Below are 13,849 nucleotides of genomic sequence, written 5' to 3'. Positions count from 1 at the left end.
CGTCGTTCGTACCGGCCCCCACGTTGGGGCGTCGTACTGTTCCTCTCGTGGGCACTCTCGAACGCGCTCGTTGCGAGCTCAAGGCGCATCCGCTCGCGCTCGACGCGGCGCTCGCCGCGGCCGTTCTCGTCTGTATGGTCGCCGGGTCCTTCGCCGCTCCGCAGGATGGTGACGGCATCAGCTGGGGGGTCCGGGCGCCCGCCGCTCTCAGTCTGCTGCTCATGCTGCTCGCCGCCGTCGCGCTCGTCTTCCGGCGGCGTGCCCCCCGTACCGTGCTCGCCCTCACCGGCACCCTCTCCGTCGTGGAGTGCGTCACCGGGGATCCGCGTGCGCCCGTCACGATGTCCGCCGTCGTCGCCCTCTTCACCGTCGCCGCCACCACCGACCGCACCACCACCTTCCGCGTCGGCCTGCTCACCATGACCGTGCTGACCGGCGCCGCGATGCTCGCCGGCCCGCTGCCCTGGTACGCGCAGGAGAACCTGGGCGTCCTCGCCTGGACCGGCATCGGTGCCACCGCGGGGGACGCGGTCCGCAGTCGTAGAGCCGTGGTGCGGGCCATCCGGGAACGCGCCGAACGCGCCGAGCGCACGCGGGAGGAGGAGGCCCGTCGCAGGGTCGCCGAGGAGCGCCTGCGCATCGCCCGCGACCTGCACGACGTCGTCGCCCACCACATCGCCCTGGTCAATGTGCAGGCCGGCGTCGCCGCGCACGTCATGGACAAGCGCCCCGACCAGGCCAAGGAGGCCCTCGCCCACGTCCGCGAGGCCAGCCGCAGCGCGCTCAACGAGCTGCGCGCCACCGTCGGTCTGCTGCGCCAGTCCGGCGACCCGGAGGCCCCCACCGAACCCGCCCCCGGCCTCAGCCTCCTCGACGAGTTGGCCGGCACCTTCCGCAGCGCCGGGCTGCCCGTGCAGGTAGCCCGTGCCGACCAGGGCATCCGGCTCCCGGCGGCCGTGGACCTCGCGGCCTACCGGATCGTCCAGGAGGCGCTGACCAACGTCCGCAAACACGCGGGCGCGGGCGCGCGCGCCGAGGTGAGCGTCGTACGCGTGGGAGGAGACATCGAGATCATGGTCGTGGACGACGGCACCGGCAGCCATGCCGGAAACCCCGAACGCGCCCCCGAGTCCGGTGGGGGGCACGGACTCCTCGGCATGCGCGAGCGCGTCAGCGCCCTCGGCGGCACCCTCACCACCGGCCCCCGCTACGGCGGCGGCTTCCGCGTCCATGCGATCCTGCCGGTCAGCACCACCGACACCCGCATCGACGGCCGTACGACGGCACCGGGGGAGCCCGTATGACCATCCGTGTCCTGCTCGCCGACGACCAGGCCCTGCTGCGCAGCGCGTTCCGGGTGCTGGTCGACTCCGAGCCGGACATGGAGGTGGTGGGCGAGGCGTCCGACGGCGCACAGGCGGTCCTGCTGGCCAGGGAGCGGCGCCCCGACGTCGTCCTCATGGACATCCGCATGCCCGGCACCGACGGACTCGCCGCCACCCGCCTGATCAGCGAGGACGCCGAGCTGGCGCACGTCCACGTGGTCATCCTGACCACCTTCGAGGTGGACGACTACGTCGTCCAGTCGCTGCGCGCCGGCGCCTCCGGCTTCCTCGGCAAGGGCAGCGAACCCGAGGAACTGCTGAGCGCCATCCGGATCGCCGCGGCCGGCGACGCCCTGCTCTCCCCGGCCGCCACCAAGGGTCTGATCGCCCGCTTCCTCGCCCAGGGCGACGACGGCCACGCGCCCGCCGGCTCCGAGCGGCTCGGCACGCTCACCGTCCGCGAGCGCGAGGTCCTCGTCCAGGTCGCCGGCGGGCACTCCAACGACGAGATCGCCGAACGCCTCGCGGTCAGCCCGCTGACGGTGAAGACGCACGTCAACCGGGCCATGGCCAAGCTCGGCGCCCGCGACCGGGCACAGCTCGTGGTCATCGCGTACGAGTCCGGGCTGGTCCGGCCGCGGGTGGACTGATCTCCACCCGCGTACCGCCGTGCGTCTCCACCCTCCAGTACTGCGCGCGGAGTAGGAGCGGGGTAAGGAAACGGGACCTGCGGCCTACGGGCCGGGTCTCCCCGATGGCCGAGGGTGGTGGTGGGGTGGACGCCCACCGGCGTCCCGCCCTCGCTGTCCTGCCGCTTCCTTTGTGTCCTCCGTGAACGGAAGCGCTTCTGCCGCTCACAGAAGAGAGACCCACACCCATGTCCTGGCTGTCCAGATTCAGCCTCGCCCAGCGGGCCCTCATCGGCCTGGTCTCGATCGTCGCCCTGGTCTTCGGCGCGATCGCGATACCCCAGATCAAACAGCAGCTGCTGCCTACCATCGACCTGCCCATGGTGTCGGTGATCGCGCCGTACCAGGGCGCCGCGCCCGACGCGGTCGAGAAGCAGGTCGTCGAGCCGATCGAGGACGGCCTCCAGGGCGTCGACGGCGTCACCTCGGTCACCTCCACCGCGGGCGAGGGCAACGCCGTGATCATGGCGTCCTTCGACTACGGCAACGACACCAAGCAGATCGTCGCCGATGTGCAGCAGGCCGTGAACCGGGCCCGCAACCAGCTGCCGGCCGGGGTCGATCCGCAGGTGATCTCCGGTTCCACCGACGACATGCCGACCGTGGTGCTCGCCGCCACCTCCGACAAGGACCAGCAGGCGCTCGCCGACCAGCTCGACAAGACGGTCGTACCGGCGCTGAAGGACATCGACGGCGTCGGCCGCGTCCAGGTCACCGGCGTCCGCGACCTCCAGGTCACCGTCACCCCCGACAACGCCGAGCTGGCGCGGGACGGCCTCACCCCCGCCGCCCTCGCCCAGGCGCTCCAGGCGGGCGGCGCGAGCGTCCCGGCCGGCTCCTTCGACGAGAACGGCGCCAACCGCACCGTCCAGGTCGGCGGCGGCTTCACCACGCTGGCGCAGCTCAGGGACCTGCCCGTCACCGGCGCGGGCGCCCACAAGGCCGTACGCCTCGGTGATGTGGCCACCGTCAAGGAGCAGCCGGCCCCGGCCGACTCCCTCACCCGCACCGACGGCAGGCCCAGCCTCGCCGTCAACGTGACCATGGACCACGACGGCAGCGCCGTGACCATCTCCAAGGCGGTCAAGGACAAGCTGCCCGGACTGCGCGCGCAGCTCGGCACCGGCGCGAAGCTGACCGTCGTCAGCGATCAGGGTCCGGCCGTCTCCAAGTCCATCAAGGGCCTGACCACCGAGGGCGCGCTCGGCCTCCTCTTCGCGGTGCTGGTCATCCTCCTCTTCCTGGCGTCGCTGCGCTCGACGCTGGTCACCGCGGTCTCCATCCCGCTGTCCGTCGTCCTCGCGCTGATCGTGCTGTGGGTCGGCGGCCTGTCCCTGAACATGCTCACGCTCGGCGCGCTGACCATCGCCATCGGCCGGGTGGTGGACGACTCGATCGTGGTCCTGGAGAACATCAAGCGGCACCTGGGCTACGGCGAGGAGCGCCGGTCGGCGATCATCGAGGCGGTGCGCGAGGTGGCCGGCGCGGTCACCTCCTCCACCCTCACCACGGTCGCGGTGTTCCTGCCGATCGGCCTGGTCGGCGGCATGGTGGGCGCGCTGTTCGGCTCCTTCAGCATCACGGTCACGGCGGCCCTGCTGGCCTCGCTGCTGGTCTCGCTGACCGTCGTACCCGTCCTGTCCTACTGGTTCCTGCGCGCCCCCAAGGGCACCCCCGAGGACGCGGCTCAGGCCCGCCGCAAGGCCGAGGAGAGGGAGAGCAACAGCCGTCTGCAGCGCGCCTATGTGCCGGTGCTGCGGTTCGCGACGCGCCGCCGTCTCACCAGTGTGCTGATCGCGATCGTCGTCCTGGTCGTCACGTTCGGCATGTCCGGACTGCTCAAGACGAACTTCTTCGACCAGGGCGAGCAGGAGGTCATCACGATCAAGCAGGAGCTGAAGCCCGGCACCAGCCTGGCGGCGACCGACGCGCAGGCGAAGCGGGTGGAGAAGCTCCTCGCCTCCACCGAGGGCGTCAAGGACTACCAGGTCACCGTCGGTTCCTCCGGCTTCATGGCGGCCTTCGGCGGCGGCACGGACACCAACCAGGCGTCGTACCAGGTGATGCTGAAGGACTCGAAGTCGTACGACAGTGTGCAGCGGCACCTGGAGAGCGGGCTGAAGGACCTCAAGGGCATCGGGACGACCACGGTGTCGGCCGGTGACGGCTTCGGCAGCCAGAACCTCAGCGTCGTGGTGAAGTCCGCGGACCCGGCGGCCCTGCGTACGGCGGCCGAGCAGGTCCGCTCCACGGTGGCCGGTCTGGACGGCGTCACCGACGTCACCAGCGACCTGTCCACCAGCGTGCCGCGGATCTCCGTGACGGCCAACGCCAAGGCGGCCGCGGCCGGTTTCGACAACCAGAAGCTCGGCGCGGCGGTGGCGCAGGCGGTGCGCGGTACGACGGCGGCGAAGGCGACGCTCGACGACACCGAGCGCGACGTCGTCATCAAGTCGGCCAAGCCCGCGACGACGGTGGCGCAGCTGAAGAACCTGCGGCTCGGGCCGGTCAGGCTCGGGGACATCGCCACGGTGAAGCTGGTGGACGGGCCGGTCTCGCTGACCCGGATCGACGGCCAGCGGGCCGCGACGATCACGGCGAAGCCGACCGGGGACAACACGGGTGCGGTCAGCACCCGGCTCCAGTCGAAGATCAAGGCCCTGAAGCTGCCGGCGGGTGCCGAGGCGCAGATCGGCGGGGTGACGTCCGACCAGAACGACGCCTTCAAGAACCTCGGCCTCGCGATGCTGGCCGCGATCGCGATCGTCTTCATGCTGCTGGTCGCGACGTTCCGCTCGCTGGCCCAGCCGCTGATCCTGCTGGTGTCCATCCCGTTCGCGGCGACGGGCGCGCTCGGGCTGCTGGTCGTCACGGGGACGCCGATGGGTGTCCCGGCGATGATCGGCATGCTGATGCTGATCGGCATCGTGGTGACGAACGCGATCGTGCTGATCGACCTGATCAACCAGTACCGGGCTCAGGGGTACGGCGTGGTCGAGGCCGTGATCGAGGGTGGCCGGCACCGGCTGCGTCCCATCCTGATGACGGCCCTGGCCACGATCTTCGCGCTGCTGCCGATGGCCCTGGGCGTCACGGGCGAGGGCGGCTTCATCGCCCAGCCGCTGGCGGTCGTGGTGATCGGCGGCCTGATCACGTCCACGCTGCTGACGCTCCTGCTGGTGCCGACCCTCTACGCGATGCTGGAGCTCCGCAAGGAACGCCGCGCGAAGAAGAAGTCGGCCAAGCACCAGCCGCCGACCCCGGCCGAACCGGACCTGGCCCGCGTCTGACAGGGTCCGCATCCCAAGAGGGGCATCTCCGAGTCGTGGAGGTGCCCCTGCGGGCTTTCTCCGGCTTGCGGAGCCGGTCGCCTCGCGTTCCGGCCGGCCGGAATCCGCTTGTCCCGCCGAACGGCGTCGCCCTAAGGTGAGATCACTTCACGAGACGTTCCCCGGAAGCACGCCGCAGAGCGGGCACGTCCCACCTCGCCGAGGTGCCGGAGGGGCGGCAGCAGTTTTTGTCGACCCTTCCCTTCGGAGGTCTCCGCCATGAACGTCGGTATCGGCCTGCCCATCGCCGACCCCGCCACCCTGCTCACCTGGGCGCAGCGCGCCGACGACGGGCCGTTCAGCACGCTCGGCCTGCTCGACCGGCTTGTCTACGACAACCCCGAACCCCTGGTCGCGCTCGCCGTCCTCGCGGGTGCCACCTCCCGCGTCCGCGTCCAGACCGAGGTGCTGCTCGCTCCCCTGCGCGACACCGCCCTCCTCGCCAAGCAGACCGCCACCCTGGACCGGATGACCGGAGGCCGCCTGGTCCTCGGTCTGGGCGTCGGCGGCCGGGACGACGACCATCAGGCCGCGGGCGTCGACAAGCGCACCCGAGGCCGGCGCCTCGACGAGCAGATGGCGGTCATGCGCCGCCTGTGGTCCGGCGAGCCGTACGGAGACGGCGTCGGTCCGATCGGTCCCGCGCCCGCCCGGCCCGGCGGCCCCGAGGTGCTTTTCGGCGGCTTCAAGCCCGCCGCGATCGAACGCGTCGGGCGTTGGGGTGACGGCTTCCTCGCCGCCGCGGCGCCCTCCTGGGCGGGCGGCCTGTTCGACACCGCCCGCAGGTTCTGGGAGGAGTACGGCCGCACCGGCGAACCGCGCATCGTCGCGCAGGTCAACGTCGCGCTCGGCCCCGCGGAGGTGGTCGACGACGCCCGAGCCGCCATGCACGCGTACTACGCGTTCACCGGCATGGCCGACCGGATGACGGCCGGGATGCTCACCACGCCGGCCGGGATCCGCGAGGCGATCGCCGGCTTCGCGGACCTCGGTGCCGACGAGGTCATGCTCTACTGCCACGGCCTCGACCCGGACCAGGTGGACCGCCTCGCCGACGTCCTGTAACGGGGCCCCGTCGGGGCCCGGTTCAGTCAGGGATCAGGCCGTCTTCGCCGAGCAGGGCGCGGACCTCGGGGAGGGAGGCGTCCGGGGAGGGGAGGATCAGGTCGGAGGGCTGGAGTTCGTCGTCCGCGAGGGGGGTGCCGAGGCGGCGGACCGCGGCGAGGAGGGCGCCCAGCGTGCGCCGGAAGCCCTCCTCGTCACCGCTCTCCGTCTCGGCCAGCAGTTCGTCGTCCAGCCTGTTCAGCTCGGCGAAGTGGGAGTCGTCCAGCCTGACCTGGCCCTCCCCCATGATCCGTACGATCACGTCGGCCTCCTCGGCTCGTCTCCCGGCGGCACCCCGCCACCGCTTGCTACTGCTTGTCGAAGCGCGGGGTGTCCTGCGGCTGCTGCTGGGGCTGCCCCTGTCCGGCACCGCCCTCGATGGCCTGCTGCTGGCTGCCTCCGGCCAGCTCGGCCTTCATGCGCTGAAGCTCCAGCTCTACATCACTACCACCGGAGAGCCGGTCCAGCTCGGCCGCGATGTCGTCCTTGGCCATGCCGCTCGGGTCGTCCAGGGCGCCGGAGGCGAGCAGCTCGTCGATCGCGCCGGCGCGCGCCTGGAGCTGCTGCGTCTTGTCCTCGGCCCGCTGGATCGCGAGACCGACGTCGCCCATCTCCTCGGAGATGCCGGTGAACGCCTCGCCGATGCGGGTCTGGGCCTGGGCGGCGGTGTAGGTGGCCTTGATGGTCTCCTTCTTCGTACGGAAGGCGTCCACCTTGGCCTGGAGGCGCTGGGCCGCCAGGGTGAGCTTCTCCTCCTCGCCTTGGAGGGTGGCGTGCTGGGTCTCCAGGTCGGTCACCTGCTGCTGGAGCGCGGCGCGCCGGGACAGCGCCTCGCGGGCCAGATCCTCGCGGCCCAGCGCGAGCGCCTTGCGGCCCTGGTCCTCCAGCTTCCCGGACTGCTGCTGGAGCTGGTTGAGCTGGAGCTCCAGGCGCTTGCGGCTGGTCGCCACGTCGGCGACCCCGCGGCGCACCTTCTGGAGCAGCTCCAGCTGCTTCTGGTACGAGTAATCGAGGGTCTCGCGCGGGTCCTCGGCCCGGTCAAGGGCCTTGTTCGCTTTCGCGCGGAAGATCATCCCCATACGCTTCATGACACCGCTCATGGGCTTCGCGCGCCCCCTTCTGACGGACTCCAGCTCACCGATCCTGCGACAAGACCCACAGTACGGGCCCTGCCTCCATTACCGCACTGTCCGGGGCGTGATGCGCTCATCCCCGAGAACGACTGCGGAGAGTACCGCTCCGGCGCAGGGAGGAGGCCGCCCCTCACCTCGACCCGTGAGAACGCCCCCTCTGCGTCGTACAGACGCGCGGCGTTGCCGGATCGTTCCCGGCCGGGCGGCGGTCCATGCCCCGGATGCCCTTACCCTTGGTCTTTGTGTTCCGTAGCCGTGCCAAGGAAGAGAAGTCCCAGGCCGACAAGCCGGTGAACTTCTCCAAGCAGCCCCGTGACCCCCAGGCCCCCAAGGGCAGGCCCACGCCCAAGCGCAGTGAGGCCCAGTCCCAGCGCCGCAGCGTCGCCAATACCCCGACGACGCGCAAGGACGCCACCAAGCGCCAGCGCGAGGAGCGCCGCCTCGCGCTCCAGAAGCAGCGCGAGGCGCTGGCCAGCGGTGACGAGCGTTATCTGCCGGCCCGCGACAAGGGCCCGGTCCGCAGGTTCGCCCGTGACTGGGTGGACTCGCGGTTCAACGTGGCGGAGTTCTTCCTGCCGCTGGCGATCGTGATCCTCGTGCTCAGCGTGGTGCGGGTGCCCTCGATCCAGAACATCGCGCTGCTGCTGTGGGCCCTGGTGATCGTCCTGATCGTGGTGGACGCCGCCGTCAGCGGTCTGCGGCTGAAGAAGCGGCTCAAGGAGCGCTTCCCGGACGGCAACACGCGCGGCGCGGTGGCCTACGCGCTGATGCGCTCGCTCCAGATGCGCCGGCTCCGGCTGCCGAAGCCGCAGGTCAAGCGCGGAGAGCGGCCCTGAGCGCAGACGCTTTCACCGGGGGTGCGGCGCACTCCTGGCTGGACAAGGTGGGCGGGCTCCGGAATGTCGTACGCCAGGAACTGGTGGCGCGGCAGCTCGACGAGCAGATAGCCGGGCGGTTCCCGGTCGGGCAGCGGCTGCGGGTGCTCGACGTGGGGATCGGGCAGGGCACCCAGGCCCTGCGCCTGGCCCGCCTGGGCCATCAGGTGACCGGGGTCGAGCAGGACCCGGTGATGGTCGCGGCGGCGCGCGAGGCGCTGGACCGGGAGCCGGTGGGCATCCGGGAGCGGGTGCGTCTGGTACAGGGCGACGCACGGGACACCGGGGTGCACTTCCTGCCCGGCAGCTTCGACCTGGTGCTCTGCCACGGCGTGCTGATGTACGTCGCCGAGCCCGATCCCCTGGTGGCGGGTCTCGCGCGGGTGCTGGCGCCGGGCGGGCTGCTCTCGCTGCTGGTGCGCAACGGCGACGCGCTCGCCATGCGGCCCGGTCTCGCCGGTGACGCGGCGGGCGCGCTGGCCGCCTTCGACACCACCGCCTACACCAACCGCCTCGGCCTCAACGTGCGGGCCGACCGGCTGTCCGAGCTGACCGCCACCCTCGCCGGCATCGCCGCCCCGCTGCACGCCTGGTACGGCGTGCGGGTCTTCACGGACCTGGCGGCGGACGACGCGCCGCTGCCGTACGACCTGGAGACGCTGCTCGCGGCCGAGGAGCGGGCGGGCCGCACGGACCCCTACCGGGGCGTCGCGGCGCTGCTGCATCTGTGCGGAGTACGGGGCTGAATCCGGGGGCGTACGGCGCCGAGCCCGATCGGGGCGACCATCCCGTGGGCGTACGGCCCAAAGCCCGATCGGGGCAACACGGCGGGCCCGCCGATCGGCGCGCGGCCAGACTCGGTACATGGCCGCTTCCGCTCCCCGCACCCCCTTCACACGCCGCCTCCTGACGGCCGTCGTCCTGCTGTGCTGCGCGGTGCTCACCGCGGGCTGCGAGGGCCCCGGCGTCCCGAGCGCGGGGCGGCCGGACGCGGCGACGGCGAGCCCGGTGGCCGTGCCGATGGCGGCGGGCGATCTCCAGAGCGCGTACCAGCGGGTGATCAGGCAGGTGCTGCCCTCGGTGGTGCAGATCGAGGCGAGCCGTGATCTGGGCTCCGGGATCGTGTACGACGACCGGGGGCACATCGTCACCAACGCGCACGTGGTCGGCGACGAGAAGACCTTCCGGGTGACCACGGCGGGCAACGAGGAGCCGCTCACCGCGAGCCTGGTCTACTCCTACCCCCAGCAGGACCTCGCCGTGATCAAGCTGGACCGGGTGCCGGACGGGCTGAAGCCCGCGGTGTTCGGGGACTCCGAGAAGGTGGAGGTCGGCCAGATCGTGCTGGCGATGGGCTCGCCGCTCGGACTGTCGTCCAGCGTCACCCAGGGGATCGTCTCGGCGACCGGACGGACCGTCAGCGAGGGCAGCGGCGGCGGCGGCACGGGCGCCACCATCGCCAACATGGTGCAGACCTCGGCGGCCATCAATCCGGGCAACAGCGGCGGCGCCCTGGTCAACCTGGACGGGCAGGTCGTCGGCATCCCGACGCTGGCCGCGGCCGACCCTAACCTGGGCAGCGCGGCGGCCGGGATCGGCTTCGCCATCCCGGCGTCCATGGCGCGGACCATCGCCGGTCAGATCGTGCGCGAGGGCCGGGTCGTGGATTCGGGCCGGGCCGCGCTCGGCATCACCGGGCGGACCGTGGTGGACGACCGCCTCCAGCCGGCCGGGGTCGCCCTCGCGAGCGTCCACAGCGGGGGCCCCGCGGCGCGGGCGGGGCTGCGCACCGGCGACATCATCACCAGGGTCGGCGACCAGCCCATCACCACCATCACCTCGCTCCAGGAGGCCCTGGCCGCGGACAAGCCGGGCCAGCGGACGACGGTGACGTACCTGCGCGACGGGGCGCGGCGGACGGCGCAGGTGACGCTGGGCGAGCAGTGAGGGGTGAGGAGGGGTACGGCCTTCCGGAGTACGGCGTCGGGGGTACGGCCGTCCAGGTGCCCCCGGGCCCCGGGGCGCACCCCTCCTCACCGCGAGTCAGGAGGCGTCGGCGTGCAGGCTCATCGGGCCGTAGATCTCGGTGGTCTCCTCGAACAGCCGCACCTGGTCCGCGCCGCCCTCCAGCAGCGCCCGCCAGTGCTCCCCCACCCAGGACTCGGCGTCCCCCTGAGTGCTGAACTCCTCGGGCTGGACGGCCGGCTGGACCTCCGTGCCGTCGGCCTTCTCGAACCGCCACGTCCATGCCGTCATGTGGGCCTCCTAGTGATCCGACACCTGCTGGAAGAGTAGACGGAAGCGCAATACCCGATCGGACAGGCGAAAATCGTTCCGTGGAAGTGACTCTGCTCGGTACCGGCGCCCCCGCCGGCCTGCCCCGCCCCGACTGCCCCTGTGCCGCCTGCGCGACGGCGCTGGGTCCCGACGCGCGGGCGGCCACCGCGCTGCTGGTGGACGGCGTGCTGCTGCTCGACCTCACGCCGGGCGCGGCCTTCGCGGCGGCGCGGGCCGGGCACTCGCTCGGCGGGGTGCGCCAGGTGCTGCTGTCCCACCCGCACGACGGGCCGCCGGTGGAGGTGCCGGCCGGGCTGCCGCATCCGGTGCGGGTGCCGGACGGGCGGGAGCTGACGCTGCTGACGGGGCATCGGGTGCGGGCGGCGGCGATGGACGCGGGCGGCACGGGGTACGCGGTGACCGGTCCGGACGGACAGCGGCTGCTGTATCTGCCGCCGGGCGGGGCGCCGGCGGGTCTGGAGGCGGCGACGGCGGAGTCGTACCACATGGTCCTCGCGGACGTCGTGGGCCGGCCCGACGCGCTGGCCCGGCTGCGGGCGGTCGGTTCGCTCGGGCCGACGACGGATGTGCTCGCGGTCCATCTCGACCACGATGTGCCGCCCGGCCGTGAGCTGCGGCGGCGGCTCGCGGCGGCGGGGGCGCGGGCGGTGCCCGACGGTACGACGCTGGTGGTCGGCGCGTACGAGGACGTACCGGACGTGCCGCGCCGGGTGCTGGTGCTCGGCGGGGCACGCTCCGGGAAGTCGGTCGAGGCGGAGCGGCGGCTGGAGTCCTTCCCCGAGGTGCTGTACGTGGCGACGGGCGGGACGCGGGGCGGGGACACGGAGTGGGCGGCGCGGGTGGCGACGCACCGGGAGCGGCGGCCGGGGTCGTGGCGTACGTCCGAGACGACGGATCTGGTGCCGGTGCTCGCGGAGGACGGGCCGCCGGTGCTGATCGACTGCCTGTCGCTGTGGCTGACGGACGCGATGGACGCGGTGGGGGCGTGGGACGACGCGGAGTGGGCGGGCGGGGGTGAGAAGGCGCTGCGGGAGCGGGTGCGGGAGTTGACACAGGCGGTGCGGTGTACGCGGCGGACGGTGGTGGCCGTGTCGAACGAGGTGGGCTCGGGGATCGTGCCGGCGACGGCGTCGGGGCGGCGCTACCGGGACGAACTGGGGCGGCTGAACGCGGCGTTCGCGGGGGAATGCGAGGAAGTGCTGCTGGTGGTGGCGGGGCAGGCGGTGGTGTTGCGGGGGTGAGGAGGTGCCCTGCGCGGGGGTCGTTACGGCAGTTCTGGCGCAGTGGGCTTGCGGGCCACGATTCTGTGGTGGGAGAGGAACGGGATCCGGTGAATGCCGGTCAGCAGCGTGCGAGGCGGGATCTCCGCGGCGGTCGGTGACCAGCCCGCGCCCAGGACGATGTGGCCGCCGGGCCGCAGGACCAGGTACGCGCAGCGGAGGTCGGCCGGGTCGGTCGGCGGCCCGAGGAGGCTCACCACGTCGTAGCGGGAGTGCAGGCGGGGCGCCACGTCCGGCAGGCCGCCCCGGTACGCCTCCTCCACCCGGCCCTCCGCCAGCGCCCGCTCCACCCGGTCGGTGGGGTCGACGCCGTCGAAGCTCGTGTAGGGGAAGAACCGCTTCGCCGCCTCGGGGAAGCGGCCCTCCCCCGTGCCCACGTCCAGCCAGCTCTCCGGTTCGGGGAGCCGTGACAGCGCGCGGGCGGTGAGGTGGTGCCGGATCCGGGCCAACTGGTGTTCGTAGAAGCCTTGTTGGAGGTCAGGCTCCAGTGTGCGGTGCGAGGGCGGCATGGACGGCGGCTCCCTGTGCGACATTTCGCTGCAAAACGGAACGTATGGGATGCCGATCTTGGACGCAACGACATCGCCGGGTCGTGGTGGCGATGTGGCGCGGAAGCGTTCGCCCGGTGGCGGTACTGTTCGGCGAATGAGCAGGATTGATCTGGACGACTTCACCGATCTGATCGAGCGCCCGGACGGGGGCGTGCGCCGTGACGCCGAGGCCCGGCGGGAGCGCCAGATCGTGCCGCCCGGGGCGCTGGGGCGGCTCGACGAGCTGGGCGAGTGGCTGGCCGCCGCGCAGGGCGCGGTACCGGTGCGGACCGTCGAACGGCCGCGGCTGATCCTCTTCGCCGGCGACCACGGCATCGCCGCGCGGGACGTCTCCGCGCGGCCCGCGGGCGGCACGCGGGAGCTGGTGCGGGACGTGCTGGAGGGCGTGAGCCCCGCCGCGGTGCTGGCGCGCCGGCTCCAGGTGCCGGTCCGGGTCGTGGACATGGCCGTGGACTGCGATCCGGCCGACTTCCCCGAGGAGGTCGGGCGGTACCGGGTGCGGCGCGGCAGCGGTCGTATCGACATCGAGGACGCGCTCACCGAGGAGGAGGCGGACGCCGCGCTGCGGGCCGGTATCGCGGTGGCCGACGAGGAGGCCGACTCGGGTACGGACCTGGTGGTGCTCGGCGACCTCAGCGTGGGCGGCACCACCGTGGCCGCGGTGCTGATCGCGGCGCTGTGCGGGACCGACGCGTCGGTGGTGACCGGGCGGGGCGGCGTCGCGATCGACGACCTCGCCTGGATGCGCAAGTGCGCGGCGATCCGTGACGCGCTGCGGCGGGCGCGGCCGGTACTCGGCGACCAGGCGGAGCTGCTGGCGACGGTCGGCGGCGCGGACCTCGCGGCGATGACCGGGTTCCTGCTCCAGTGCGCGGTGCGCAAGCTGCCGGTGATCCTGGACGGCGTGGTGGGCGCGGCGTGCGCGCTGGTGGCGCAGCGGGTCGCGTTCCGGGCGCCGGACTGGTGGCTGGCGGCGCACGACAGCGGGGAGCCGGGGCAGACGAAGGCGCTGGACCGGATGGCCCTGGAGCCGCTGCTCCGGCAGGGCGTGAAGGCCGGCGAGGGCCTGGGCGGACTGCTGGCCCTCCCCCTGGTCCAGGCCGCGGCGGCACTGGCCGCACAGATGCCGGAACGCCCGGAGACCGAGAAGGAACCGGAGACCGGGGAAGGACCGGAGACCGCGCAGGGGTGGCCCCGACGGGAAACAGCCGGCCCAAACGGCTGATAAGCGCTGTTCGTTCGGGCAACCCCCATATGATCCATCA

13 protein-coding genes are annotated in these 13,849 nt (G+C 72.6%); 9 read left to right on the top strand and 4 right to left on the bottom strand.

Going from position 1 to position 13,849, the window contains the following annotated elements:
- Nucleotides 1-47 precede the first annotated feature (47 nt).
- From ACE4Q9_RS24200 to ACE4Q9_RS24185, 4 genes are all read left to right on the top strand, one after another.
- The gene (locus ACE4Q9_RS24200; protein ID WP_397986331.1) at nt 48-1,304 is read left to right on the top strand and encodes a sensor histidine kinase; all 1,257 of its coding nucleotides are present in this window, start codon (nt 48-50) and stop codon (nt 1,302-1,304) included.
- Nucleotides 1,301-1,975, top strand: coding sequence for a response regulator (locus tag ACE4Q9_RS24195; protein ID WP_397986330.1), 675 nt, complete (start codon nt 1,301-1,303; stop codon nt 1,973-1,975). The genes ACE4Q9_RS24200 and ACE4Q9_RS24195 overlap by 4 nt, the downstream gene beginning before the upstream one ends.
- A gap of 227 nt (nt 1,976-2,202) precedes the next feature.
- Nucleotides 2,203-5,304 carry an efflux RND transporter permease subunit gene (locus tag ACE4Q9_RS24190; RefSeq protein ID WP_397986329.1) on the top strand — a complete coding sequence of 1,034 codons (3,102 nt, stop codon included), beginning with the start codon at nt 2,203-2,205 and terminating at the stop codon, nt 5,302-5,304.
- Between the two features lie 258 nt (nt 5,305-5,562).
- Complete coding sequence (locus ACE4Q9_RS24185) at nt 5,563-6,408, top strand: LLM class flavin-dependent oxidoreductase (RefSeq protein WP_397986328.1); 846 nt, start codon at nt 5,563-5,565, stop codon at nt 6,406-6,408.
- Nucleotides 6,409-6,430: 22 nt separating this feature from the next.
- On the opposite strand, the gene ACE4Q9_RS24180 is transcribed toward ACE4Q9_RS24185, so the two are convergent.
- Both ACE4Q9_RS24180 and ACE4Q9_RS24175 read right to left on the bottom strand, forming a co-directional pair.
- On the bottom strand, nt 6,431-6,709 hold the full coding sequence (locus tag ACE4Q9_RS24180; protein WP_397986327.1) for a hypothetical protein: 279 nt from the start codon (nt 6,707-6,709) through the stop codon (nt 6,431-6,433).
- Nucleotides 6,710-6,755: 46 nt separating this feature from the next.
- Nucleotides 6,756-7,547: a PspA/IM30 family protein gene (locus tag ACE4Q9_RS24175; protein ID WP_397986326.1), complete on the bottom strand. Its 792-nt coding sequence runs from the start codon at nt 7,545-7,547 to the stop codon at nt 6,756-6,758.
- Nucleotides 7,548-7,792: 245 nt separating this feature from the next.
- On the opposite strand from ACE4Q9_RS24175, the gene ACE4Q9_RS24170 reads away from it, so the two are divergent.
- The 3 genes from ACE4Q9_RS24170 to ACE4Q9_RS24160 all read left to right on the top strand — a co-directional run bounded on the left by ACE4Q9_RS24170 (nt 7,793) and on the right by ACE4Q9_RS24160 (nt 10,402).
- Nucleotides 7,793-8,416 (top strand): DUF3043 domain-containing protein, encoded by a 624-nt coding sequence (locus ACE4Q9_RS24170; protein WP_397986325.1) that lies wholly within the window; start codon nt 7,793-7,795, stop codon nt 8,414-8,416.
- Nucleotides 8,417-8,499: 83 nt separating this feature from the next.
- Nucleotides 8,500-9,201: a class I SAM-dependent methyltransferase gene (locus ACE4Q9_RS24165; RefSeq protein WP_397987315.1), complete on the top strand. Its 702-nt coding sequence runs from the start codon at nt 8,500-8,502 to the stop codon at nt 9,199-9,201.
- Between the two features lie 118 nt (nt 9,202-9,319).
- The gene (locus tag ACE4Q9_RS24160) at nt 9,320-10,402 is read left to right on the top strand and encodes a S1C family serine protease (RefSeq protein WP_397986324.1); all 1,083 of its coding nucleotides are present in this window, start codon (nt 9,320-9,322) and stop codon (nt 10,400-10,402) included.
- A 96-nt stretch (nt 10,403-10,498) separates the two neighbouring features.
- Here ACE4Q9_RS24160 and ACE4Q9_RS24155 read toward each other — a convergent pair whose 3' ends face one another.
- Nucleotides 10,499-10,711, bottom strand: coding sequence for a hypothetical protein (locus ACE4Q9_RS24155; RefSeq protein WP_285554065.1), 213 nt, complete (start codon nt 10,709-10,711; stop codon nt 10,499-10,501).
- 80 nt (nt 10,712-10,791) lie between these two features.
- Here ACE4Q9_RS24155 and ACE4Q9_RS24150 point away from each other — a divergent pair, with 80 nt between their 5' ends.
- A complete protein-coding gene (locus tag ACE4Q9_RS24150) occupies nt 10,792-11,994 on the top strand; it encodes a bifunctional adenosylcobinamide kinase/adenosylcobinamide-phosphate guanylyltransferase (protein WP_397986323.1) in 1,203 nt (400 codons plus the stop codon).
- A 23-nt stretch (nt 11,995-12,017) separates the two neighbouring features.
- On the opposite strand, the gene ACE4Q9_RS24145 is transcribed toward ACE4Q9_RS24150, so the two are convergent.
- Nucleotides 12,018-12,542 (bottom strand): methyltransferase domain-containing protein, encoded by a 525-nt coding sequence (locus ACE4Q9_RS24145; protein ID WP_397986322.1) that lies wholly within the window; start codon nt 12,540-12,542, stop codon nt 12,018-12,020.
- A gap of 136 nt (nt 12,543-12,678) precedes the next feature.
- On the opposite strand from ACE4Q9_RS24145, the gene cobT reads away from it, so the two are divergent.
- Nucleotides 12,679-13,809 (top strand): nicotinate-nucleotide--dimethylbenzimidazole phosphoribosyltransferase, encoded by a 1,131-nt coding sequence (cobT, locus tag ACE4Q9_RS24140; protein ID WP_397986321.1) that lies wholly within the window; start codon nt 12,679-12,681, stop codon nt 13,807-13,809.
- Nucleotides 13,810-13,849: the final 40 nt, after the last annotated feature.

It is taken from the genome of Streptomyces sp. AM6-12, from assembly GCF_044327085.1.
Lineage (GTDB): Bacteria > Actinomycetota > Actinomycetes > Streptomycetales > Streptomycetaceae > Streptomyces.
This window is presented reverse-complemented; position numbering and strand designations above follow the sequence as displayed.